The organism is Actinoplanes sp. CA-131856 (genome assembly GCF_050956135.1).
Classification (GTDB): domain Bacteria; phylum Actinomycetota; class Actinomycetes; order Mycobacteriales; family Micromonosporaceae; genus Actinoplanes.
The window spans coordinates 10283419-10307127 of sequence record NZ_CP191849.1 but is presented as its reverse complement, the minus strand read 5'-3'; the positions used below and the strand labels follow the sequence as shown (position 1 = coordinate 10307127).

The following is a 23709-nucleotide window of genomic DNA, read 5'->3' as shown; positions in this document are numbered from 1 at the left end:
GACCGTCAGAGGCGGGCAAGATCGGGGCGGATGTCCTCGATCGAGGCGGTGCGGGGGAACAGGCGCACGATCTTGGAGTTGCCGTCGACCAGCAGGGCGGCGGCGACGCCGTCGGGCGACGGGAGCCGCAGATGGGTGCGCAGGGTGCTCGTGGGGTCGTACAGCGCCCGCAAGATCTTGCCCTGGGCCTGGGGCGTGGTGTTCGTGGGCGGGGTGACGGCGGTGCTCGCCCTGGCCGCCGACGTCACCGTGAGCACGGCGATCTCGGGTCGGACGGCGACGACAGTGTCGGAAATGAGCTTCGCGCAGGCGCAGCCGTCGATGAGCAGGATGACAGCGGGTAGCTGCCGGTTGATCGGGACCGTGCGGCCGTCGGAGCCGAACAGCTCGAGCGCGGGCAGCTCGGTGGCGGGCTCGCTGGTGGTGGCGGCCGTGCGCTGAGCGGTGGGCTGGCGTGGTGGCCCGGGCCAGGCCGAGGCGAAGAGGCTGGCCACGGTGACCAGCACGGCCATCGAGATGATCAGGACCGGGGCCCGCATGGCCTTGCCGGCGAGCCGGCGCACCCGGCGGACCGCGGGGCGGCGGGCGAAGCGCTGCCATCGCGTGGGCGGCCCGGTGAGCCGCAGCTCCTCGCGGACCGCGTCGACCTCGTCGGACAGCTCGGAGAGATCGTCGGGGATGACGATGACGCCCCACTCCTCGGGCAGGTCGGGCAGGTCGTCCGGCGAACCGCCATCCGACGACCATCCGCCGTTGTCGCTCGCACCAGCCATGACTCACCCTCCCCCCAAGCCGACCAGCCCACTCCTACTTCGGCATTTCTTCGGTCGGGGACCTTGCCACCCAGCCTTCCTCACCCGGCGCTCCACCGCCAGTAGTGCGTGCTTCCGGACCTTAGCGATAAGCTTGACCTCACAAACGCCCTAGGTACGAAATATCCGACCCAGGGGTCAAAGCGGTCACCCTTTCGTCACTTTGCGTTACGAAGGCAGCTCGCGGCGCTTCTGTCAAGCCGTAGAAAGGCCCGTCACAGGGCCTCTGAGCTGCACTAACAGTCACCGGCAGGGTGGGACATCGCTGCCTGAGCGTGTTACCCTAGACACAGCGAAAGGGGCTTCGAACCTATGGTTTTCAGTGTCGGCGAGACCGTTGTTTACCCCCACCACGGGGCCGCACTCATCGAGGCAATCGAGACTAGGGTCATCAAGGGCGAGGAAAAGCAGTATCTGGTCCTGCGCGTCGCCCAGGGCGACCTGACTGTTCGGGTGCCCGCTGAGAACGCCGAGATCGTCGGCGTGCGCGAAGTGGTTGGCGAGGAAGGCCTGGGTAAGGTCTTCGACGTCCTCCGCGCTCCGCACACCGAGGAGCCGACCAACTGGTCGCGGCGTTACAAGGCCAATCTCGAGAAGCTTGCCTCCGGTAACCCCCTGAAGGTTGCCGAGGTCGTTCGCGACCTCTGGCGTCGTGAGCGTGAGCGCGGCCTCTCGGCCGGCGAGAAGCGCATGCTCGCGAAGGCTCGTGACATTCTGGTCGGTGAGGTCGCTCTTGCGGAGAAGAGCACCAAGGACGAGGCCGAGGTTCTCCTCGACAAGGTCCTCACCGAGGCCTGATCTACCCACAGACACAACATCAAAACTTGTGTTCTCAGGACCGCGACGTGACCGCGCAGCTTAGTGCTCGGGGTGACGTCGCGGTCCTGGTTCCGGCAGCGGGTGCCGGCCTGCGGCTCGGCCCGGGCGGGCCCAAGGCTCTGCGCCTGCTCGCCGGCGAGCCGCTGCTCGTGCACGCGGTCCGCCGCGTCGCGGCGGCGCCGTCGGTGCGCCTCATCGTGGTCGCCGCTCCAGCGGCCGAGGTCGAGGCGGTTCAGGAGTTGCTGGCGCCGGTCGCGCCGGTCACCGTGGTGGCCGGCGGGGCCGAGCGGCAGGAATCGGTCGCCCGGGCGCTGGCCCAGGTCCCACCCGACATCCCCATCGTGCTCGTGCACGACGCGGCCCGCGCCCTCACCCCACCCGACCTGATCGAGTCGGTGGCGGCCGCCGTCCGCGACGGCCATCCCGCGGTGATCCCGGCCCTGCCCGTGGTCGACACGATCAAGGAAGTGGCCCCCGGCGAGACCGTCCTCGGCACGGTCGACCGCTCGGTGCTCCGCAGCGTCCAGACCCCGCAGGGCTTCCGCCACGACATCCTGGCCGCCGCCCACGAGACCGCCGCCGACCAGTTGACCGACGACGCCGGCCTGGTCGAGAAGGCCGGCCTCCCGGTGCTCTGTGTTCCCGGCTCCGAGCTGGCCATGAAGATCACCCGCCCCCTCGACCTGATTCTGGCCGAGGCGCTCATCAGCCTTTCGCCGGACCGTCGGTAGCCTGGGCCGGTGATCAATCAGCGGGTCGGTATCGGGACGGATGTGCACGCCTTCGAGCCGGGGCGGCCCTGCTGGGTGGCCGGTCTGTACTGGCCGGACGTGGTCGGGCTGGCCGGGCACTCCGACGCCGATGTGGCCGCCCACGCCGCCTGCGACGCTCTCTTCGGCGCGGCCGGGCTGGGCGATCTGGGCAGCAACTTCGGCACGTCGCGGCCGGAGTGGGCCGGCGCGTCCGGTTCGGCCCTGCTCACCGAGACGGCCCGGCTGGTGCGGGCGGCGTCGTTCGAGGTGGTGAACGTCTCGATCCAGGTGATCGGCAACCACCCGAAGATCGGCAAGCGGCGCGCCGAGGCCCAGGAGGCCCTCTCGGCCGCGGTGGGTGCCCCCGTGACCGTCTCCGGCACCACCACCGACGGTCTGGGCCTGACCGGCCGCGGCGAGGGCCTGGCCGCCATGGCCGTCGCTCTGATCGCCTCGGTCTGAGCGCCGGCGGGGAGGGCGGCGTGCACCCCCACAGGTGACGTTGGGCGGGAGCGCCTACCCTCGACTCGTGGCCGCGCCTCTGGATCCCGAGACCACGCCCGAAGAGTACCGGCAGCGGGCTCTGCTCCTGGCTGACCTCGGCCGCTATGACGAAGCGGCCGGGGAGATCGCGGCTGGGCTCACCGTCGCGCCCGACGAGGCCAGCCTTCTGGCCACCCTGGCGCGCATCCATCTGGCCGCGGAGCAGCCCGCCGAGGCTCTGGTCGCCGCCGAGCGGGCCGCCGCGGCGGCGCCGGCCGAGATCACCGCCCTCGTCGTGCGGGCCATGGCCCTGGCCGACAGCCGGAAGTTCGGGGAGGCGGCCCGGGTCGCGGGGGACATTCTGCGGCAGTGGCCCGCCGATGCCTACGCGCAGCGGACCGGGGCGGCGCTCCTCAGCGAGTCCCGCAACGGGCAGGAGGCGCTGAACGCCGCCTGGAATGCCGTTCGGGTGGCTCCGGCCGAGGCGGAAGCCCATCTGGTCCTGGCCGTGGTGGCGGCGCGGTTGCGGCTTTTCGATCTGGCCCAGCGGGCGTACGCCCAGGCCTTGGACCTTGATCCGGCCATCGGTGACGCCCAGCGTGACATGGGCATCGTGCGGTTCGAGCGGCGGCGCTGGGCCCGGGCCCTCGAGGAGCTGGCCGACGAGGCGACGCTGCCGGTGGCGCCGGACGCCGACGGGGACTATCCGTCGCCGTTCCCACGGGCCTATCCGGCGCCGGACCGGCCCGAGGAAGCGGAGCCGGTGACCGCGCACTGGACCGAGGTGCCCGCGGTGAGCCGGCCGTCGGGGCCCGTGCTCGACGTGTCGGGGAGCTCGGCCGAGCAGGTGCGGCGGTTCGCCCTCTACGGTGCGAACGCCACCCAGGTCGCGGCGGTCCTCGCGGGGCTGATGACGCTGGCCAGCGACGGCATCTCGCGGATGTGGGCGGGGCTGATCGGCCTGCTGATCTTCGTGGGTGTGATCGTGGCGCTGAACCGGAACGTTCCGGAGCCGCTCGCGGCCGCGCTGACCCGGCTGCGGGCCCACGATCGGCGGTTGGCCGCGGCGGCGTACGTCGGCTTTGTCGCTCCTCTGCTTTTGTTCGTCTATGCCCTGGCCGGTGGCATCGTGGCGCTGGTGTCGGCGATGGTGCTGGCGGCGGTGGCCGAACTTTTGATCTTGACCAGGCGTTAACCCGCGCGAGGCCGGGCGGCTACCTCTGCCGCAGATTCTTTCGCGGTGCGCAACTTCAACGACGAGCAGCAGACACGCCGCCGGTTCCTGACGACCGCCGGCGCCGGCATCCTCGCGATCGGCGGCGGCATCGCGGCGGGCGCGGCCCCGGCCCAGGCGAAGGCGCCCGGCATTCCGTTCCTGGCCGCCACGGTCGAGCAGACCGCCGCCGGTGAGTTCACCATCAGCTGGAAGGCCACCGGCGTACGGCGGGTCGAGGTCTACGCGAGCAGGGACCAGCACCGGGTCGTACGCCACCGCGCCGTCGCCCATGGGGGCGGAACCGCCACCGTCACCGTGCGCGGACTGGGTGAGGCCGACCGCTGGTGGTTCGAGCTCGTGCCCGACCGTGGCCGGTCGCTGACCCTGGCCGACCGGTCGCTGCACCTCGCGGCCGCGCCCAACTTCCGCGACGGCGGCGGCTACCGCACGTCCGACGGCCGGTGGGTCCGGATGGGCGTCTTCTACCGCTCGAACAGCCTCGCCACCCTGGCCGACGCCGACGTGGCCAAGCTGAAGCGGCTCGGCATCCGCACCGACGTCGACTTCCGCACCGACTCCGAGGTCGCCGCCGCCCCCGACCGGCTCCCGGACGGCGTCAAGTACGTCTTCGCCAACGTGGCCGGGACGACGAGCCCGGGCACCGGCGGCTACTCGCTGGACACCGAGGCCAACGGCGTCGCGATGATGGTGGCCGGCGAGAAGGGCATGGTGTCGTCGGACTCCGGCCGCAAGGCCTATCGCACCTTCCTCACCGCGGTGGCCGACCCCCGGGCCGCCAACGTGCTCTACCACTGCACGGCCGGCAAGGACCGCACCGGCTGGGCCAGCGCCGCGCTGCTCACCGCCCTCGGCGTGCCCCGCGCGACAGTCTTCGAGGACTACCTGCTCAGCAACACCTGTCTGGCCGCCTCCAACGCCGCCGCGCTGGCCGCCGTCCCGGAGTCGATCCGCGCCGGATACAAGGCCGTGCTGGACGTGCGCCCGGAATATCTGCGGTCCGGCTTCGACGAGGTCACCGCGAAGTTCGGGACGTTCGACCGCTACCTGCGCGACGGCCTCGGGGTGAGCGCCCGGCAGCTGCGGGCCCGGCTACTGGTGGGCTGACCGGATCGAGGAGATCAATCCCTCTCGTACGGCGGTGAGCCCGGCATCGAGGGCGCCCAGCAGCACGGCGTCGTCGTCGATGGCGGTCAGCGCGATGGGGCTCTCCAGCGGCGCGGCCCGGCGCATCGCCCCGGACACCGCGGACAGCAGGACGCCGCCGCCGGCCTGGGCGATCGGGCCGGCCAGCACCACCAGGTAGGGATCGAGGACGGCGACGACCGCGGCCAGGCCGACCGCGATGCGGTCGGCCAGCCCGGTGAGGAACTCGCCGGCGCCGGCCGGGTCGCTCGCCGCCGCGGTCACCACCTCGGCCGGCGTGCGGCCGGGAACGCCGTTGTCCCGGGCCAGCTCCAGGATGGCGGCGCCGCCGAATAGGTGTTGCAGGTCGAGCTTGCGGTCGGCCGAGTCGGGGGAGTAGAGCGGCATGTAGCCGATCTCGCCGGCCCCGCCCCGGGCGCCGCGCATCAGCGTGCCGGCCATGTCGATGGCCAGGCCCAGGCCCTCCTGGCCGAGCCAGAGCAGGGCGAAGCCCTCGGCGTCGCGGCCGACCCCGCGCCGCCGCTCGGCCACGGCGGCCAGGTTGACGTCGTTGTCGACGCCGACCTCGGTGCCGAGCGCCGCCGCGATGCGCGGCACCAACCCCGTACGGCCGAAGCCCGGCAGGTGCACGTGCCGGATCGTGGCCGCCCGGGCGTCGTAGGAGCCGGCCACCCCGATGCGCACGTGGCGCACCCGCTCGGCCGGGACGCCGACCTCGTCGCGCAGGCGGGCCACCACGTCGACCAGCGCCTGCATGGGGTCGCTGGTGAGAAAGTCCACACGCGACTCGACGCGGCCGCGGATCTCGCCGGTGAGGTCGCACAGGGCGGCCACCACCGAGGGCGCGCCGCTGGGGCCGATGTCGCGGACCGACACGGCCGCCGCGTACGCCGCGCCGGGGTTGGCCGCGTAGATCTCGGCGTTCGGCCCGGGGCGCCCGCTGTTGTGACCGACCACGGTGACCAGCCCGGCCTCGGTCAGCCGGCGCAGCACCTCGGAGATGGTCGGTGTCGACAGCGCGGTGAGTTTGCGGAGGTCGGAGCGCGTCAGCCGGCCCGGGTCGAGCAGGTGGGCCAGGGCCGCGCTCTCGTTCATGGCGCGGAGCAGCTTCGAGGAGCCGGCCAGACGGGTCACCAGCCGGACGTTAAGCGGGGGCGTCTACGCATGTCAAGGTTCATCGAGGCTTATTGATAAAGTTGGTTAACTGTTCTAACGTCTCTGCGGCGCGCGCCAACCCCTCATCCCCCGTCTCGAGGAGCGCCATGATCCGCGCAAGAAGAGTCGTTTACGCCGGTGTCGCCGTGGCCGTCCCCGCCGCGGCCGTGATCTACGGACTGCTGCCGGCCAGCGCCGCGACCGCCGGCCCCATCACCGGCATCGGCGGCAAATGCGTCGATGTCGCCAACGCGAGCTCGGCCAACGGCGCCGCCGTCCAGCTCTACGACTGCAACGGCACCGGCGCACAGAGCTGGACCGTCGGCAACAGTGACGGCAGCATCCGCGCCCTCGGCAAGTGCCTCGACGTGACCAGTGCGTCGACCACCAACGGTGCCAAGATCCAGCTTTGGGACTGCAACGCCAGCGGCGCCCAGAAGTGGTCCGTCAGCGGCGGTTCGCTGGTCAACACCGGCTCGGGCAAGTGCCTGGACGCCACCGGGCAGAGCTCGGCCAACGGCACGCGGCTGCAGATCTGGACGTGCACCGGCACCGCCAACCAGACTTGGGTGACGCCCGGCGGCTCGACGACGCCGCCGACCACGCCACCAGCCACTGGGGTCAATTTGGACAACCCGGCCAAGAAGGACGTCGCGATGCAGCTCGTCTCGGCGGCCGAGAACTCGTCGCTCGACTGGCGGGCCCAGTTCTCCTACATCGAGGACATCAACGACGGCCGCGGTTACACCGCCGGCATCATCGGGTTCTGCTCCGGCACCGGCGACATGCTGGAGCTGGTCCAGGCGTACACGAACGCCGTGCCCGGCAATGTGCTGGCCAAATATCTGCCCGCCCTGCGGTCGGTGAACGGCACCGCCTCGCACGCCGGCCTCGATCCCAACTTCACCCGCGACTGGCGTACGGCCGCGGCCGACCCGGCCTTCCAGGCCGCACAGGAAGCCGAGCGCGACCGGGTCTACTTCAACCCCTCGGTGCGCGACGGCAAGTCCGACGGCGTCCGGGCCCTGGGGCAGTTCGCCTACTACGACGCGGCCGTCATGCACGGTTACGAGGGCATGCGCCAGATCCGCAGCGCCGCCCTGAAGCGGGCCAAGCCGCCGGCGCAGGGCGGTGACGAGCGCACCTGGCTCAACGTCTTCCTCGACGAGCGCGTCATCGAGATGAAGAAGGAGGCCGCGCACGACGACACCACCCGTGTCGACACCGCGCAGCGGCGCTTCCTCAACAACAGCAACTTCGACCTGAACACGCCGCTGGACTTCGCCGTCTACGGCCAGAGCTTCCACATCGGCTGACGTCGAAGCGGGGCCGGGGCTGATCAACAGCGCCGGCCCCACTAGTTTGTCGGCATGGTCGATCTCGTCATCGCCGGTGTGGCGGTCCTGCTGCTGATCGCGGTCACCGTCGCGGTGGCGCGCGGCGAGCGGCTCACCCGCGGGCGGCTGGCCATCGCCCTGGCCGTGGCGGTGCTGGCCGCGGGCACGTTCGCGGTGACCCTCTATCGCAGCCAGACGGGTCCGGCCGAGTCGAGCGCGCCGGTCGTGGTCGCCTCGACCCCGCCCCGGCAGGCCTTCGGCACGGCGGTGCTGTCGGTCAGCGTGCCGATGGGCTCGGGCGACAAATATCCGCAGGGCGCGCTCTGGCTGTCGCCGCCGCGGGCCGGGACGAACGCCTACACCGGCGACGTCTCCCTGCTCTGCTCGACGCCCGGCAAGGACGACAAGGTGCAGAACTGCACCGGCGCCGACCAGCGGGTCTGGAGCGCCGAGCCGCTGGAGAAGCGGGCGACGATCGGGCCGGCGACCGGTGATCCGTTCACCGACCCGGACGCCTGCGACGAGGACAACGGCGTGACCTACGGCCCCGGCTACGTCGAGCTCGCCGCGGGCAAGGGCTATTGCCTGCACCGCGGCGGCAACGTCATGGCGATGCGGGTGCCGGCCTTCCCCTCTTCTCAGCCGCTCCCGTCGTCAATCACGGTCGAGGTCTCGGTTCTTCACTGAGGGCGGTTCCAGGTCCAGGCGTACGCCGTGTCCTCCACCGCCAGACCGGCGTCGCACAGATCGAGCGGGCGGAACGTGTCGACCATGACGGCGAGCTCGTCGAACGCCTCGGCGCCCAGCGCGCGCTCGACCGCGCCCGGCTGTGGCCCGTGGGTGAAGCCCGAGGGGTGCAGCGAGATCGACCCCTGCTCGATGCCGGAGCCGCGGCGGGCCTCGTAGTTGCCGCCGGTGTAGAACATCATCTCGTCCGAGTCGACGTTGTGGTGGTTGTACGGCACCGGGATGGCCAGCGGGTGATAGTCGACCTTGCGCGGCACGAACGAGCAGACCACGAAGTTCGGCCCCTCGAACGTCTGGTGCACCGGCGGCGGCTGGTGGATCCGCCCGGTGATCGGCTCGAAGTCGTGGATCGAGAACGCCCACGGATAGAGGCAGCCGTCCCAGCCGACCACGTCGAACGGGTGGTGGGCGTAGACGTGCCGGGTCCAGCCGGCCCGGTGCTTCACGTAGACCTCGACGTCGGTGCCCTCGGCCTGCAACGGCTCGCCGGGCCCGCGCTGGTCGCGCTCGCAGTACGGCGCGTGCTCGAGGAACTGGCCGCGCACCGAGAGGTAGCGCTTCGGTGGTCCGATGTGGCCGGTCGCCTCGATGGTGAGCAGCCGGACGGGCCCGTCCTGCGGCACGATCCGGTGCACCACCGAGGTCGGGATGATCACGTAGTCGCCGGTGCCGACCTCCAGCGCGCCGAAGGTGGTCTCGACGACCGCGCGGCCGTCCTCGACGTAGAGGCACTCGTCGCCGACCGCGTCGCGGTAGAGCGGCGACGGGCGGTCGGCCACCACGTATCCGATCCGGACGTCGCCGTTGGCCAGCAGCGGGCGGCGACCCAGGACGGCGTCGGCCGGGCCGGCGTCGAGCTTGTGGGTTCGCAGATGGCGCGGTTTCAGGGGCAGGTTGGGCGACTGCGTGCTCGCCGGTGGTTCGTACGTCTCCGCGGAGACGATCGCGGTGGGCGCGTGCCGGTGATAGAGCAGCGACGAGTCGGAGGAGAAGCCCTCCTGGCCCATCAGCTCCTCGGCGTAGAGCCCGCCGTCGGGGCGCCGGAACTGAGTGTGCCTCTTGTGCGGCACCTCGCCGACGCTGCGGTAGTACGGCATCGTTGCCTCCCCCGGCGTTCGCCTGTTTGGCAAAACCGACATAGCGGACGTGGTTGTCCGCTTCTCGAAGCGTCTATTAGGTTCGGATTCGTGTCAACGCTGGTGCCTCCGCTCTTCGCCGGGCTGGTGGACGACGCGTCCCTGATGCCGCCGAGCCCGGTCAGCGTGACCGACGCTGTCGCCAAGCACGCCGAACATCGCGACGGCTGGTTCGCCGGTCTGCTCGGGCCGCTGCTCGTCCCCGCCTCGCTGATCGGCGCCGACCTGAGCGCCGGGAAGCTCCCGGTCGCCCTGGTCGGCGACGTCCCGTTCAGCGCCGTGCCCGTCGCCGTCGAGAAACTGCGCGCGGCCGGCGCCGTGGTCCTCCATCTCGAGGCCGCGGTGGCCCGGCGCGGCGAGGATCCACAGCCGGGCCTGGCCAAACTGCGGGCCCTCGCCGGCGACGATCAGAACATCGAGGTGTACGCCGAGATCCCGCTCAGCTGGGGCCTGCTGGCCGCCCTCGACGCCGTCGCCGAGGCGCGCGCCGGCGGATTGCGGATGGCGCCGAAGTTCCGGGTCGGCGGGCTGGCCGCCGAGCTCTTCCCGACGCCGGTCGAGCTGGCCGCGGTGCTCTGCGCCTGCCGCGACCGCCGGCTCCCGTTCCGCCTCGCGGCCGGGCTGCGGCACGCCATCCGGCACACCGATCCCGAGACCGGATTCACCCACCACGGCTTCCTGAACGTGCTGACCGCCTCGATCACCGCCGACCGGGGCGCCGAGGTGGCCGAGGTGGCCGAGGTGCTGGCCGCGACCCACCCGGTGCCGCTGGTCGAGGCGTGCCGGGCCCAGCGCGACGGTCCGCGGCCGCTGTTCACCGGATTCGGGGTGGCCAATGTGGTCGAGCCACTCACCGAGCTGGTCCGGCTCGGCCTGATCAACGGGGGTTATTCATGACGGGCTACGGCCTCGACAATCTGCCGTACGGAGTGTTCAGCGTTCCCCAGGGGCAGCGGCGTCTCGGCGTACGGCTGGGAAACGACGTCGTTGATCTGTCGGGTCTCGGCGGGTTCTTCGCGGCGTCGTCGCTCAATCCGCTGATGGCGGCCGGGCGTCCGGAGTGGACGGCGGCGCGGGAGGCCGTCCTCGACTACGTAGCGTCGGGGCCGCCGACGATCCCGTTGCACGCGGTGACGCTGCATCTGCCGTTCGAGGTGGCCGACTACACCGACTTCTACTCGTCCGAGGCGCACGCCCGGAACGTGGCGCGGATCCTGCGCCCCGCGTCGCCCGAGTTGCCGCCGCAGTGGCGTCACCTGCCGATCGGCTATCACGGCCGGTCGTCGACGGTCGTGGTGTCGGGCACGCCGATCCGCCGGCCCTACGGTCAGCTCGGCGCCGGCTCCTATGGCGCGACGCAACGCCTGGACGTCGAGGCCGAGGTCGGTTTCGTGGTCGGCACGCCGGGGCGCCGTCTTTCCACCGGCGCCTTCGAAGACCACGTATTCGGCGTCGTGCTCGTGAACGACTGGTCGGCGCGCGATCTGCAAGCCTGGGAATATCGCCCACTCGGCCCGTTCCTGGCCAAATCGTTTGCCACGTCCGTCTCGCCGTGGGTCGTGCCGCTCTCCGTGCTGGCCCCGGTGCCGGCGCCCGCTCAAGATCCCGAGCCGCTCGGCTACCTGCGGCCGGCCGGACCGGCGTACGACCTCAAGCTCTCGATCTCCTGGAACGGCACCGTGGTGAGCTCACCGCCGTTCGCCTCGATGTACTGGACGGCCGCCCAGCAGCTGGCCCATCTGACCAGCAACGGAGCGTCGGTGCGGACCGGCGATCTGTACGCCTCCGGCACCGTCTCGGGACCGGCGCCGGACCAGGTCGGCTCGTTCCTCGAGCTGACCGCCGGCGGCGCCTCCCCGGTGACGCTGGCCGACGGCTCGCGGCGCGGTTTTCTGCTCGACGGCGACGAGGTCGTGATCAGCGGATCCTCGGCCGACGGCAAGATCGGTCTCGGATCGGTCAGCGGGATCGTGGTCGGATAGTTACTGTCTGATTGCGTGGGAGGTGACGCTATGTCGACGGTTGTGGTGACCCGTCCGATCGACGCGCCCGTCGCGGTGGTCTGGCAGGTCTTCACCGATCTGAGCCGCCGCCGCGAGTGGCTCTCCGCGGTGACCCGGGTCGAGGTCCGCAGCCACGGCGATTTCGGGGCCGGCACCGTATGGCGCGAAACCCGGCAAATGGCCGACGGGGGCGAGGTCACCGAGGAGTTCCGGGTGCTCGAGTGCGTGGTGCCGGACAGGTTCGTCGTCACGTCGCCCGGCATCGGCGCCGACTATCGGATGACCTACTCGTTCCAGCCGGTGGTCTCCGGGCGGCACCGCGGCGGCACGATGGTGACAGTGGTGCAGGACGGCAGCCCGACCGCCCCGGCCGGGCGGATCCTCGCGCTGATCTTCGGTGGCCTGGCCGCCGAGACGGCCGAGGGCGCCCTCCGGCGCGACCTGGACGACCTGGCGGCGGCCGCCTGACATAACCTCTTCTGGTGCTCCGAGTGCTGATCCGTACGTCGTTGGCGCTCGTCATAGCCCTGCTGGCGGCCGTGATCGGCTGGCGTGTGCTGGCGCCGGCCGAGGTGTCGTCGGCCGCGGCCGCGCCGCTCCCGGTCGCCGTGACCCGGTCGCCGCAGGTCACCGGCCGGACGAACCAGGCGCCGCTGATCGTCGGCGACGCCGTCCGGGCGTATGCCTCGAAACGCCAGATCAGGGCCGACGCGCCGGTCGACGCCAAGAGCGTGATGACCGCGATCTGGTCGCTGCGGCGCTGGCCGGCACAGCTCTCCGGCGTCGTGGCGGTCGGCGACACGGTGATCAGCCGCTGGTCCGACGGTGCTCTGGTCGCGTTGTCGGCCTCGACCGGCAAAATCATCTGGCGCGTTTCGACAGGCATGGCGGCACCCGCCTTCGACGGGCACCGGACCGGCGCGGCGACGGTGTGGGCCCCGGCCCGGATATATACCGGGGGCGGGTCGGTGTTCGTCAGTAGCGGCAGCCAGGTGAACGCCTATGACGCCGCCACCGGCACCCAGCGCTGGTCCTCACCGATCTCGTGCGGGGACGCGTTCACCACCGAGGGCGGCCAGTTCGTCTGCACTTCGCAAGTCTTCTCGCTGGCCACGGGGCAGGCGGTCGCCGGGTGGCCGGCCGGGCCGTACACGCCACTGGGCTGCGGTGTCGCCTCCTCCGGCTGCGGCGGCCTGCGCGACGCGGCCGGCCAGGGCTGGTTGGTGACGGGCGCCCGTCCGAAACGCACGGTGGTGCTCGATGAGCAGGGCAGCACGGTGGCCGGCGGCCGCGCCATCCCGCCGCAGCCCGGCGCACAGGTGCTGGGCGCCTCACAGGGCCGCCTGGTGCTGCTCACCGACGACCGCCACCTCAAGGTCGGCGACGTGGACCTCACCCTGGCCGTCGGCACCGAGAAGCTGACCTGGAAGCCCGGGCTGTGGCAGGTCACCGACCACTGGGTGGCCATCGAGCGCCTGGCCGGCGACGGACCCGCCGACCCCGACAAACCCGGCCACTACTTCACCGTCGACACGGTCATCATCGCCGCCATCTGACCGCTACCGTTGGCCGGCCGCCGCCGTTGAACCACAGATGCGCATCGTGGTCCTGGACGGCCTCCGGCTGTCCGCCGCCGTCATGGTGGCCTTCTACCACTTCGCCGGCCGCAACGACGTCACCGGCGCGTGGGGCGCCCCACCGGCGGTGGCGGTCTCCCGCGTCCACGAGGCCGCGCAGTACGGCTGGCTCGGCGTCGAGCTCTTCTTCATGATCAGCGGCTTCGTGATCTGCATGAGCGCCTGGGGCCGCGACACCGGCGCCTTCATCCGATCCCGCTTCCTCCGCCTCTTCCCCGCGTACTGGCCGGCCGTGCTCATCACGGCCACGGTGGTGGCCCTGTGGCCGGTCGTGGCCCAGCCGCTGCGCGTCAGCGACGTGCTCCTCAACCTGACGATGCTCCAGTGGCCGCTCGGCGTGCACGGGGTGGAGGGCGTCTACTGGACGCTCTGGGCCGAGGCGAGGTTCTACCTGCTCTTCGCCCTGCTGCTGTGGCGAGGCCTGAACCGGCGGAGCGCTATGTGGTTCGGCTACGGCTGGCTGCTGGCGGCGGTGATCGCCCACACGAGCCGGGAGAAGCTGCTGATCGTGGCGCTCCAGCCGGACTACGCGCCGCTGTTCGTGGCGGGCATGGCGTGCTATCTGATCCACCGCTTCGGAAGCGACCTGAAACTGTGGGGCCTGGTCGCGGCGTCCTATCTGATGGCACAGCACAACGTGATCGCCCGAGTGGCCCAGACGGAGAAGGCGAACATCAAGGCGCCGCTCTCGGACACGACGGCCATCCTGATCGTCACGGCGTTCTTCGCGGTGATGGTGGTGATCGCCCTGGGCTGGACGGCGCGGGTGAGGTGGCGCTTCCTGACCACGGCGGGCCTGCTGACCTACCCGTTCTACCTGCTGCACCAGAACATCGGCTGGCTGATCATCCGGGCCACCCACGACCACGCCCCGCACTGGCTGGTCCTGATCGGCACGATCGCCGTCATGCTGCTGGGCGCCTGGGTGGTGCACCGCTGGATCGAACGGCCGCTGGCCGCCTATCTCCGCCGCCGCCTCCAGCCACCGAGGCCCGCCGAGGTGACGCAGGAACTCCCGATCCTCACGAACGCGCGGCCCGCGCCCCGCCGCCGGTGGGCCGAGGAGGACCGCATCCGTACCGCTGGCCGGCGTTGACACTCGGCGCACTACCGATGTGCCGTGCCCAGCGAGACCGCGCTCAGGCAGGAGTTCGGCATCGCCCGGGGTACTGCTCGCCACGCGGTAGAGCTTCTCCGCGAGCGGGCTGACCGCCGGTGACAGAACGGCCCGCTGGGTGCGCCGATCGGCGGTCGGCTTTCGGGCTGCGGCGCGGTCGCACCGATGATAGGTACAACCGGGCAGCCAGCCACTGCCGATGCGGCGGGTAGTCGTTCTGGCTAAGGCGTTACGAAGGCCCCGAGCCGATGCGGAGGAGCGGGTTGGGGCGGGTGACGTCGGCGAAGAAGTCGTTGCCCTTGTCGTCGACGACGATGAAGGCCGGGAAGTCCTCGACCTCGATGCGCCAGACGGCCTCCATGCCCAGCTCGGGATATTCGAGGACCTCGACGTGGCGGATGCAGTCCTGGGCCAGGCGGGCGGCCGGGCCGCCGATCGAGCCCAGGTAGAAGCCGCCGTACGACTGGCAGGCCTTCGTCACCTGGCCCGAGCGGTTGCCCTTGGCCAGCATGACCAGGGAGCCGCCGGCGGCCTGGAACTTCTCGACGTACGAGTCCATCCGGCCGGCCGTCGTCGGGCCGAACGAGCCCGAGGCGTACCCCTCGGGGGTCTTGGCCGGTCCGGCGTAGTAGACCGCGTGGTCGCGCAGATATTGCGGCATGGGCTCGCCGGCGTCGAGGCGTTCGGCGATCTTGGCGTGGGCGATGTCGCGGGCCACGACCAGCGGGCCGGTCAGGGAGAGGCGGGTCTTCACCGGATAGCGGGACAGCTCGGCCCGGATCTCGGCCATCGGGCGGTTCAGGTCGACCTTGACCACCGGCTCGTTGCTGACGTCGACGTCGGGCAGGAAGCGGGCCGGGTCGGTCTCGAGGCGCTCGAGCCAGACGCCGGAGGGGGTGATCTTCGCCAGGGCCTGGCGGTCGGCCGAGCAGGAGACCGCGATCGCCACCGGGCAGGACGCGCCGTGGCGGGGCAGGCGGATCACCCGTACGTCATGACAGAAGTAGCGGCCGCCGAACTGGGCGCCGATGCCGAAGTCGCGGGTCAGCTCGAGGACCGCCGCCTCCAGCTCGACGTCGCGGAATCCGTGGCCGGCCATCGTGCCGTGCCGGGGGAGGTTGTCGAGATATTTGGCGCTGGCCAGCTTGGCCGTCTTCAGCGCGTGCTCGGCGCTGGTGCCGCCGATGACCACGGCCAGGTGGTAGGGCGGGCAGGCCGACGTGCCGATGAGGCGGAGTTTCTCGTCGAGGAACTCCATCATGCGCGCCGGGTTCAGCAGCGCCTTCGTCTCCTGGTAGAGGTACGACTTGTTGGCCGAGCCGCCGCCCTTGGCCATGAAGAGGAACTTGTACGCGTCGGGCTGGCCGCCCGGGTCCTCCGCGTAGAGCTCGATCTGGGCCGGAAGGTTCGACCCCGTGTTGCGCTCGTCCCACATGGTGAGCGGGGCCAGCTGCGAATAGCGGAGATTGAGCCGGGTGTACGCCTGATAGACGCCCTGGGCGATGGCTTCCTCATCGGTGCCGTCGGTGAGCACGTGACGCCCGCGCTTGCCCATCACGATCGCGGTGCCGGTGTCCTGGCACATCGGCAGCACGCCGCCGGCCGCGATGTTGGCGTTGCGCAGCAGGTCGAGCGCCACGAACCGGTCGTTGGCCGAGGCCCGCGGGTCGTCGATGATCGACCGGAGCTGCGACAGGTGGGCCGGGCGCAGGTAGTGGGCGATGTCGTGCATGGCCTCGGCGGTCAGCTGCGTGATGGCCGACTGCTCGACGGTCAGGAACTGTCGCCCGCCCGGACCCGCGACGACATCCACACCCTCGTCGGTGACCAGTCGGTACTCGGTCAGGTCGTCGCCGGTGGGCAACAGCGGCGAGTACGTGAATGCGGCGCCTCTGCTCATGAGCGGCAAGCCTAGGACAGCCGCCGGGGCGTTTGCGAACCGCTCCGCCCTTGCTCGCATACCAGTTGGGTCAAGCCCACGGGATGTACGCCATGTCGCGCCCGGCCACGGCGATCATTCCCCCTGGTCCGACGGCGAAGACCTCGGCGCCGGTGCGCACGTCGGCCAGCAGCCGTCCCGATCCGGGTGCGATGGCGACGACCCTGTCCGGTTTCCGGCTGACAACCAGAGCCGCGTACGGAGTGAGGGCCGCCGACGGGTTCGCGCCCACCTGACGGGACCACACGGTGTGATTGCGGCCGAACGTATAGCCACGGAACGTGTTCTTGGCGGCGTTACGGATCACGGCGTAGTTGTCGTTCACCGCGAGCACGTTCTCGCCCTTGGCCCCGTGCCACAGCACCCGGCCGTCGTGCCCCGCGAGCAGTTCCTCGCGACCGACCGGGTCGACGCCGAGCAGCACGTCCTCGCCGCCGGCGGGGTCGCGTTCCTGTTTGCAGTTGGAGCCGTTCTCGGCCGTACGCAGATTGAGACCGTCTTTTTTCCAGACCGGCGACGTCGAGGGCGGATCGGTCGCCACGACGCTGTAATAGCAGGTCCCGTCGCCGGGCGTGCCCGTGATGGTGAGGACCCGGCCGCCCGCGATGGCCACCCGCTGATCCTGTGCGGGCTCGACGGTCTGCGCGACCCGGCCGGTCGCGGTGTCGACCACCCGGATCTTCCCGTCGTCCGGCAGCCCGATCAGGCTCGGCATCTGCCGGGGCCGGGCCACGTCGTCGTCGACCCGGTCGGCGGTGAGCTGCCGCGTGTCGGGCAGATCCGGGTTGGCGGCGTTGAGGACGAACCCGATACCGCCCGTGTCGACGGTCCACAACGGGTTGCTGCCGCGTGGCGCCCAAGCCGTCAACTGACAGTCACTGCCCTTCGAGCAATGCAGATCCAGAAGCGCGTTCCTGTACGTCCACACGGCGGTGGCCGCGGTGTCCGACCGGAGCACTGTCCCATTGTGCGGATCGAGCACCTGGTAGCCCTTGGTGAGCAGCCGGCCGGTGGCGACCACGGCGTCGTCGCCGTCTCCGGCGATCGAGGCCCAGTCGGCGTCGCTGTCCCAGAGCTTCACCCCGGCGGTGATGCCGTACGCCTCGACGGACGTCCGATATTCGACGACCACCGCGTCGCCGGCGATCGCGACGCTCTGCGGGCTGCCGCCGATCCGTTGCTGCCAGCGGGCCGCGTCGCCGGCGATCGGCTTGCTGGTGTTTACCCAGTTCCACACGTTCGGCCATGGGTTCCACACCCCGGTGGTGGCGAGCACGACCACGATCACGATCGCGACCAGCGCGTACCCCTTCCAGGGGCTGCCACCCGACGCCATGCGCGACACGCTAGCCAGGTCAATCACCCGGACGATGGATCTCGATCCGCCCGTGTCGATCGCTTATGTCCTGAAGATCACCTATGGCGGACCGTGGACTGTGCAAGTTGCACTGTGAGGATGACGTCACACCGAGTGGATCGCGCAGACTGCCCAACCCGGGAAGCAACTGTTGCCCCAACGCTGTGACCTGCGACAACCTCGGCCAATGACGCAGACGATGGAACACGGGACCCGCACCGCCGACGTCTTTCCGGTCAAGGGCGTCGATCATCTTCAGTTTCTCGTGGGGAACGCCAAGCAGGCCGCCCACTATTACTCCACAGCCTTCGGCATGAAGCTCGTGGCCTACCGCGGCCCCGAGCAGGGATATCGCGACCACGCCGAGTACGTCCTGGTCAGTGGCTCGGCCCGGTTCGTGCTGACCGGCTCGGTGCACGCCGGGGCGCCCGGCGCCGACCACGTCACCAAGCACGGCGACGGCATCCGCGACATCGCGCTCGAGGTGCCCGACGTCGACGCCGCCTACAGGCACGCCACCCGGGCCGGCGCCCGGGGCGTCACCGAGCCGTACGACCTGAAGGACGAACACGGCACCGTCCGGATCGCCGTGATCGCCACCTACGGCGACACCGTGCACTCGCTGATCGACCGCTCCGGCTACGACGGCCCGTTCCTGCCCGGCTTCGTGGCCCGCGAGCCGATCGTGGACCGCCAGCCCGCCATCGACGCCGGCCTGGCGCCCAAGCGCTTCTTCCAGGCCGTCGACCACGTGGTCGGCAACGTCGAGCTGGGCCGCATGGACGAGTGGGTCGAGTTCTACCGCCGGGTCATGGGCTTCACCAACATGGCCGAGTTCATCGGCGACGACATCGCCACCGACTACTCGGCCCTGATGTCGAAGGTCGTGGCCGACGGCACCCGCAAGGTCAAGTTCCCGCTCAACGAGCCGGCCGTCTCGCAGCGCAAGTCGCAGATCGACGAATACCTCGAGTTCTACGGCGGCCCCGGCGCCCAGCACGTCGCGGTGGCCACCAACGACATCATCGGCGCGGTCGACGCGATGCGGCAGGCCGGCGTCGAGTTCCTGAAGACCCCGGACTCGTACTACGACGACCCTGAGCTGCGGGCCCGGATCGGCGAGGTGCGGGCGCCCATCGAGGAGCTCAAGAAGCGCGGCATCCTGGTCGACCGGGACGAGGACGGCTACCTGCTCCAGATCTTCACGGCACCCGTGCAGGACCGGCCCACGGTGTTCTTCGAGCTCATCGAGCGCCACGGCTCGCTCGGCTTCGGCAAGGGCAACTTCAAGGCGCTCTTCGAGGCCATCGAGCGGGAGCAGGAACTGCGGGGCAATCTGTAAAACTGACCTGGTCGCCGCACACAGAAATCGCCCAGGCCCAGGTCGCTAAGGTTCTTCCATGAGTTCGCTGCCCGCCGGTTGGTACAAGGACCCGGCCGACCCCGACACCCAGCGCTACTGGGACGGTGAAGGCTGGCTCGGCAAGGCCATCCCGGCCGACGCGACGCCGCCCGACGGCCCGCCGCCGGTCGAGGAGGAGCCTCCGCCGGCGGCAGCCGCTCCCACTTCCACTCCCGCTTCCGTGCCGCCGGCGCCGGGCCCCCAGCCCGGTCCGCCGGTGGGCTGGCAGCAGCCTTCGGGTCCGCCGCCGGGTTGGCAGCAGCCCGGTCCGCCACCGCAGGGTTGGCAGCAGCCGCCGCCGCAGGGTTGGCAGCAGCCGCCACCTCAGGGCTGGCAGCAGCCGCCGGCCGGTGGCTGGCCGCAGCAGCCCGGTCCGCCGCCGCCCGGGTGGCAGCCCCCGCCGGGGTGGCAGCCGCCGCCCGGGTGGGAGCGGATGCCGCCCGGCATGCGCGCGGCCATGTATCCCGTGCAGGCCCGCCCGCACGGCTACGCGCTGGCCGGGCTCGGACCGCGCCTGGTGGCCCGGCTCCTCGACATCCTGGCCGTGCTGCTGCTGAACGTCGTGGTCAACGGCTGGTTCGCGTACCAGTGGGCCAAGGAGTTCGTGCCGATCTACCGCGCCACCCTCGACGAGATGGCCAACGGCGGCAGCGCCTTCGACGTGCAGGCCAACGGGCGGATGGACGGCCTGCTCTGGGCGATGCTGATCGTCGCGACACTGCTGTGGCTGGCCTACGAGGCGCCCGCCATCGCCGGCAGCGGGCAGACCCTCGGCAAAAAGATCATGCGCATCAAGGTGGTCGCGGTCGAGAACACCGAGCCGCTCGGCTTCGGTCGCGCGTTCGGGCGCTGGGCCCGGCTCGGCCTCTGGACGCCGGCCTGGGGCTGTGCCGGCATCGGCTTCGTGCTCCAGCTGATCGACTGCATCTCGCCGGTCTTCGACCAGCAGCTGAGGCAGGCGTTCCACGACAAGACGGCTCGTACGGTCGTGATCGCCCTGCCGCCGGACAACCACCAACCGGTCGACGCCAACACGAAAGGCTCTTCTCATGACTCGCCTCACGCGCGCTGACCTGGACGGCCTTCCCGCCTACGTGCCCGGCCGCAACCTGGCCGACCTCACCCGTGAGCTCGGCATCGCCGAGGCGGTGAAGCTGGCCAGCAACGAGGTGCCCTACGGCCCGCTGCCGGGCGTGGCCGAGGCGGTCTCCGAGGCCATGCTCTCCTCGCACCGCTACCCCGACATGGGCTCGGTGGCGCTGCGCGACGCGCTGGCCGAGCGCCTGGGCGTCGCGGCCGACCGCATCGTCACCGGCTGCGGTTCGGTGGCGCTGGCCGAGATCCTGGTCAAGGCGACCGCCCTGCCCGGCGACGAGGTGGTCTACTCGTGGCGCTCGTTCGAGGCGTACCCGATCATCTCGGCCGGAGTGGGCGCGACCAGCGTCCGCGTCCCGAACACCCCCGGGCACGGGCACGACCTCGACGCCATGGCCGAGGCGATCACCGACCGGACCCGGCTGGTCTTCGTCTGCAACCCGAACAACCCGACCGGCAGCGCCGTCCGTAAGGCCGAGCTCGACCGGTTCCTGGCCGCGGTGCCGTCCGACGTGCTGGTGGTGCTCGACGAGGCGTACCGCGAACTGGTCACCGACCCGGACGTTCCGGACGGCATCGAGACGTACGCCGATCGGCCCAACGTCGTCATCCTGCGCACGATGTCGAAAGCGTGGGGCCTGGCCGGTCTGCGGATGGGCTATCTGGTCGCGCAGCCGGACGAGGCGACGGCGATCCGCAAGGTCCTGACGCCGTTCTCCACCAGCATCGTGGCCCAGGCGGCGGCGCTGGCGGCGCTCGAGCAGGAGGACGAGGTGCGGCGGCGGTGCGCGCTCGTCGTCGCCGAGCGCGAGCGGGTCACCGAGGCGCTGCGCAAGCTCGCGGTCGACGTGCCGGCGAGCCAGGCCAACTTCGTCTGGCTGCCGCTCGGCGACCGCTCGGCCGCGTTCGGCCAGGCCTGCGAGAGCCGGGGCGTCATCGTGCGCCCGTTCCAGACCGACGGCGTCCGCGTCACGATCGGCACCCCGGAGGAGAACGACCTCTTCCTGGCCGCCGCGGAAGCCGCCCTCGAAGGCTAAGCCGCCAGCTGTGCCTCGATCCGGTGGTGGTCCTCCTCGCTCAGCTGGGCGGGGAAGACCCGCCGGCCGAGGGTGACCACGAGCAGCACGGCGACGACGGCCAGGGCGGCGGTCACCAGCGGCAGCGTGCCGAGGTGGCCGGCGCGGACCAGGCGTTCGCCGAGGAAGGCGCCGCCGCCGATGCCGACCTGGAAGGCGACCACGTAGAGGGCGGAGGCGGCGTCGCGGGCGCGGGGCGCGATCCGCAGCACGGAGCTGGCCAGGAAGACCGGGATGGCGGTGAACGCGCCACCCCACAGCAGCGCCGCGACCACTGTCGGCACGACCCCGAGCACCGGCGCCAGCGCGGCCGCGGCGACCGCCAGCGCGATCAGGAGACCGACCACGATCTGGCCCGGCCGCCGGTCCGAGTGGCGGCCCAGCACGTAGTTCGTGACCAGCCCGACCGCCCCGTACCCCAGAAGGAGAGCGCTCAGCGCGACGCCCTCGAGGCCGGCGTCACGGCGCACCAGCGGGGCGATGTACGTGTAGGCGGCGAAATGCCCGATGACGAGCACTGTGGTGATGAGGCACAGCGCGGCCACCTGCCGATCGCGGATGATCCCGACGGCCGCGCGGAGCTGGGCGCCGGCCCGCACGTTCAGATCGTGCGGAAGTGGCGGCAGGGACGGAAGAACGCGCAGGAGCAGCAGTACGCAGATGGCGCCACCGGCCGCCATCGCGCCCACCGCGACCCGCCAGCCCAGCCACTGCCCGAGGGCCGTGCCCAGCGGCACGCCGAGCACGATGGCCAGCGAGTTGCCCACGAAGACCAGAGCCGTGGCCCGTCCGGCCTGGCCGGGAGGGGCGAGCCGCGCGGTGACGGGCCCGATGACCGACCAGAACACCCCGTGCGCCAGCGCGCAGACGAGCCGCGCCAGCGTCAGCACGAGAAAGGTCGGCGCGAACGCGGCCGCCGCCTGCGACACCACGAAGATCCCCATGGTGATGGCGATCAGCGTGTGCCGCGGCACCCGCATGGTCAGCGCCGTCAACGGGATCGTGCTGACCGCCGCGACCACGGCGTAGCTGGTCAGCAGAAGACCGACGTGCGCCTCGTCCACCGACAGCCCGTCGGCGATCTGCGGCAGAAGCCCGACCGGCAGGGTCTCCGCGGTCACGTAGAAGAAGGTGGAGGCGCCGAGAACGGCGAGCCCTGGACGGTTCATGGTCACCGTCGAAGAATAAACTCTTGGAACGAGTAAAAGGAGTGGTTGCCCTGTGACGACGCGCTCAAACCAGTTGCTCCGGGTCGTACACACCCACCCCGGCGTGACCAGGGCCGACGCCGCACGCCGGCTGGGCATAGGCACCGGCGCCACGACGGAGCTGGTAGCCCGCCTGTCACAGGCCCACCTGCTGGCCGAGGCCCCCGCGGCCCCGAGCGGCACGCGGGGCCGCCCCACGACAGTGCTGGTCCCGCACCCCGAGGGCCCTCTGGTCGTGGCCGCCGAGATCACCCACGAGGGCTGGCGCCTCCAGGTGACCGAACTGGGCGGAGCTGTCCTCACCACGATCGCCGCCGACCACGCGCCGGCTTCCGACGGGGCCGGCCCGGCTGAGGAGCGCGCTCCCGCCTGGCCGGCGGTGGTCGCCGCGATTCACGCGGCGATCGGGCGGCTGCGCACGCAGTACCCGGGCCGGCTGCGCGCCCTGGGCGTCTCGGTGCCCGGCACGGTCTCCCGCGACCTGCGCCTCGACGCCACAAATGTCGGATGGCACGACGTCGACCTGACCGCCCTCTGGCCGCCGGCCGGGGACGATCCTTCGCCCGTCTTCGTCGCCGGCAACGACGCCAGCCTGGCCGCGGCCGCCGAGTCGGCCCGGGGTGCCGCCCACGGCGCCCGCGTAGCCCTCCACCTGCTCATCGCCGGTGGCCTCGGCGGCGCGGTGGTCGACCAGGGCCGCCTCTTGATCGGCGCGTCGGGCTTCTCCGGCGAGTTCGGCCACATGCCCTTCGGTGACCCGGCCGTTCCGTGCCCGTGCGGGGCGCGAGGTTGCTGGGGCACCGCCGTGGACGGCACCGCCCTGGCCCGCCACCTGGGCCATCGCCCTCCGCGCGACCCGGTCACCTACGCGCGCCGCATCATCGCCGCCACCTCAGCCGCGCTGATTCCGGCGGCGCCATCGGGTTCGGTCGACGTCGACGCCGAGCGCGCTGCCGTTCGCATGGTCGCCGCCGCGCTTGGTCGTGGCATCGCCGGGCTGGTCAATGCCCTCGACGCCGACCTGGTCACCCTCGGCGGGGTCGGCGCTGATCTTCTGGCGGTGGCCGAGGACGAGATCCTGGCGTCCTATCGAGCCGGTCTGATGGCCATCCGCCGCGGCAGTCCGCCACCGATCCTTCCGGCCGCGCTGGGCTCGGACGGCCCGATCGCCGGCGCGGCTGAGGAAGCCTGGTCGAGCCTTGTCCCGCGCCTGGCCTGAGTCGCTGCAAGAGAACAGTGAGCAGAGGGGAGCGC

General features: G+C 71.3%; 22 protein-coding genes. 16 read left to right on the top strand and 6 right to left on the bottom strand.

The window, feature by feature from the left end; genetic code table 11:
- Positions 1 to 5: 5 nt before the first annotated feature.
- Complete coding sequence (locus tag ACQP2X_RS47500; protein ID WP_498692820.1) at positions 6 to 773, bottom strand: hypothetical protein; 768 nt, start codon at positions 771 to 773, stop codon at positions 6 to 8.
- 351 nt (positions 774 to 1124) lie between these two features.
- On the opposite strand from ACQP2X_RS47500, the gene ACQP2X_RS47495 reads away from it, so the two are divergent.
- The 5 genes from ACQP2X_RS47495 to ACQP2X_RS47475 all read left to right on the top strand — a co-directional run bounded on the left by ACQP2X_RS47495 (position 1125) and on the right by ACQP2X_RS47475 (position 5207).
- Positions 1125 to 1610: a CarD family transcriptional regulator gene (locus ACQP2X_RS47495; protein ID WP_030443670.1), complete on the top strand. Its 486-nt coding sequence runs from the start codon at positions 1125 to 1127 to the stop codon at positions 1608 to 1610.
- Positions 1611 to 1657: 47 nt separating this feature from the next.
- On the top strand, positions 1658 to 2362 hold the full coding sequence (gene ispD / locus ACQP2X_RS47490; protein ID WP_498692819.1) for a 2-C-methyl-D-erythritol 4-phosphate cytidylyltransferase: 705 nt from the start codon (positions 1658 to 1660) through the stop codon (positions 2360 to 2362).
- A 9-nt stretch (positions 2363 to 2371) separates the two neighbouring features.
- Positions 2372 to 2845, top strand: coding sequence for a 2-C-methyl-D-erythritol 2,4-cyclodiphosphate synthase (gene ispF, locus ACQP2X_RS47485; protein WP_498692817.1), 474 nt, complete (start codon positions 2372 to 2374; stop codon positions 2843 to 2845).
- A 67-nt stretch (positions 2846 to 2912) separates the two neighbouring features.
- Positions 2913 to 4061 carry a tetratricopeptide repeat protein gene (locus ACQP2X_RS47480; protein ID WP_498692814.1) on the top strand — a complete coding sequence of 383 codons (1149 nt, stop codon included), beginning with the start codon at positions 2913 to 2915 and terminating at the stop codon, positions 4059 to 4061.
- A gap of 45 nt (positions 4062 to 4106) precedes the next feature.
- A complete protein-coding gene (locus tag ACQP2X_RS47475) occupies positions 4107 to 5207 on the top strand; it encodes a tyrosine-protein phosphatase (protein ID WP_498692813.1) in 1101 nt (366 codons plus the stop codon).
- Here ACQP2X_RS47475 and ACQP2X_RS47470 read toward each other — a convergent pair.
- Positions 5193 to 6380, bottom strand: coding sequence for an ROK family transcriptional regulator (locus tag ACQP2X_RS47470; protein ID WP_498692812.1), 1188 nt, complete (start codon positions 6378 to 6380; stop codon positions 5193 to 5195). The genes ACQP2X_RS47475 and ACQP2X_RS47470 overlap by 15 nt on opposite strands.
- A gap of 128 nt (positions 6381 to 6508) precedes the next feature.
- On the opposite strand from ACQP2X_RS47470, the gene ACQP2X_RS47465 reads away from it, so the two are divergent.
- Together ACQP2X_RS47465 and ACQP2X_RS47460 are read left to right on the top strand one after the other, a co-directional pair.
- Positions 6509 to 7717: a chitosanase gene (locus tag ACQP2X_RS47465; RefSeq protein ID WP_498692811.1), complete on the top strand. Its 1209-nt coding sequence runs from the start codon at positions 6509 to 6511 to the stop codon at positions 7715 to 7717.
- Positions 7718 to 7771: 54 nt separating this feature from the next.
- The gene (locus ACQP2X_RS47460) at positions 7772 to 8425 is read left to right on the top strand and encodes a hypothetical protein (protein WP_498692809.1); all 654 of its coding nucleotides are present in this window, start codon (positions 7772 to 7774) and stop codon (positions 8423 to 8425) included.
- On the opposite strand, the gene ACQP2X_RS47455 is transcribed toward ACQP2X_RS47460, so the two are convergent.
- Entirely contained in the window at positions 8419 to 9582 is a 1164-nt protein-coding gene (locus ACQP2X_RS47455; protein WP_498692808.1) for a homogentisate 1,2-dioxygenase, read from the bottom strand. The genes ACQP2X_RS47460 and ACQP2X_RS47455 overlap by 7 nt on opposite strands.
- Positions 9583 to 9672: 90 nt before the next feature.
- On the opposite strand from ACQP2X_RS47455, the gene ACQP2X_RS47450 reads away from it, so the two are divergent.
- Genes ACQP2X_RS47450 through ACQP2X_RS47430 form a run of 5 tightly spaced genes read left to right on the top strand, consistent with a single transcriptional unit; the run spans position 9673 to position 14357 of the window.
- Entirely contained in the window at positions 9673 to 10518 is an 846-nt protein-coding gene (locus ACQP2X_RS47450) for a hypothetical protein (RefSeq protein ID WP_498692806.1), read from the top strand.
- Positions 10515 to 11603 carry a fumarylacetoacetate hydrolase family protein gene (locus ACQP2X_RS47445; RefSeq protein WP_498692805.1) on the top strand — a complete coding sequence of 363 codons (1089 nt, stop codon included), beginning with the start codon at positions 10515 to 10517 and terminating at the stop codon, positions 11601 to 11603. Before ACQP2X_RS47450 ends, ACQP2X_RS47445 begins: the two co-directional genes overlap by 4 nt.
- Positions 11604 to 11633: 30 nt before the next feature.
- Positions 11634 to 12092, top strand: a complete 459-nt coding sequence (locus ACQP2X_RS47440) for an SRPBCC family protein (protein ID WP_097317598.1) — start codon at positions 11634 to 11636, stop codon at positions 12090 to 12092.
- Positions 12093 to 12106: 14 nt separating this feature from the next.
- Positions 12107 to 13180 carry an outer membrane protein assembly factor BamB family protein gene (locus tag ACQP2X_RS47435; protein ID WP_498692802.1) on the top strand — a complete coding sequence of 358 codons (1074 nt, stop codon included), beginning with the start codon at positions 12107 to 12109 and terminating at the stop codon, positions 13178 to 13180.
- 37 nt (positions 13181 to 13217) lie between these two features.
- On the top strand, positions 13218 to 14357 hold the full coding sequence (locus ACQP2X_RS47430; RefSeq protein ID WP_498692801.1) for an acyltransferase family protein: 1140 nt from the start codon (positions 13218 to 13220) through the stop codon (positions 14355 to 14357).
- Positions 14358 to 14607: 250 nt separating this feature from the next.
- Here ACQP2X_RS47430 and ACQP2X_RS47425 read toward each other — a convergent pair whose 3' ends face one another.
- Together ACQP2X_RS47425 and ACQP2X_RS47420 are read right to left on the bottom strand one after the other, a co-directional pair.
- Complete coding sequence (locus tag ACQP2X_RS47425; protein ID WP_498692800.1) at positions 14608 to 16278, bottom strand: fumarate hydratase; 1671 nt, start codon at positions 16276 to 16278, stop codon at positions 14608 to 14610.
- Between the two features lie 70 nt (positions 16279 to 16348).
- The gene (locus tag ACQP2X_RS47420; RefSeq protein ID WP_498692798.1) at positions 16349 to 17653 is read right to left on the bottom strand and encodes a hypothetical protein; all 1305 of its coding nucleotides are present in this window, start codon (positions 17651 to 17653) and stop codon (positions 16349 to 16351) included.
- 208 nt (positions 17654 to 17861) lie between these two features.
- On the opposite strand from ACQP2X_RS47420, the gene hppD reads away from it, so the two are divergent.
- The 3 genes from hppD to hisC are packed head-to-tail and all read left to right on the top strand — an operon-like array spanning position 17862 to position 21208.
- Positions 17862 to 19016, top strand: coding sequence for a 4-hydroxyphenylpyruvate dioxygenase (gene hppD, locus ACQP2X_RS47415; RefSeq protein ID WP_498692797.1), 1155 nt, complete (start codon positions 17862 to 17864; stop codon positions 19014 to 19016).
- Between the two features lie 58 nt (positions 19017 to 19074).
- A complete protein-coding gene (locus ACQP2X_RS47410; protein ID WP_498692795.1) occupies positions 19075 to 20148 on the top strand; it encodes an RDD family protein in 1074 nt (357 codons plus the stop codon).
- Complete coding sequence (gene hisC, locus ACQP2X_RS47405) at positions 20126 to 21208, top strand: histidinol-phosphate transaminase (protein WP_498692794.1); 1083 nt, start codon at positions 20126 to 20128, stop codon at positions 21206 to 21208. The genes ACQP2X_RS47410 and hisC overlap by 23 nt, the downstream gene beginning before the upstream one ends.
- Here the strand turns inward: hisC and ACQP2X_RS47400 are convergent.
- Positions 21205 to 22416, bottom strand: coding sequence for an MFS transporter (locus tag ACQP2X_RS47400; RefSeq protein ID WP_498701286.1), 1212 nt, complete (start codon positions 22414 to 22416; stop codon positions 21205 to 21207). The two genes, hisC and ACQP2X_RS47400, sit on opposite strands and share 4 nt — an antisense overlap.
- Before the next feature lie 52 nt (positions 22417 to 22468).
- Between ACQP2X_RS47400 and ACQP2X_RS47395 the strand changes: the two genes are divergently transcribed.
- Positions 22469 to 23674 carry an ROK family transcriptional regulator gene (locus tag ACQP2X_RS47395; RefSeq protein WP_498692793.1) on the top strand — a complete coding sequence of 402 codons (1206 nt, stop codon included), beginning with the start codon at positions 22469 to 22471 and terminating at the stop codon, positions 23672 to 23674.
- The last annotated feature ends 35 nt before the right edge of the window (positions 23675 to 23709 follow it).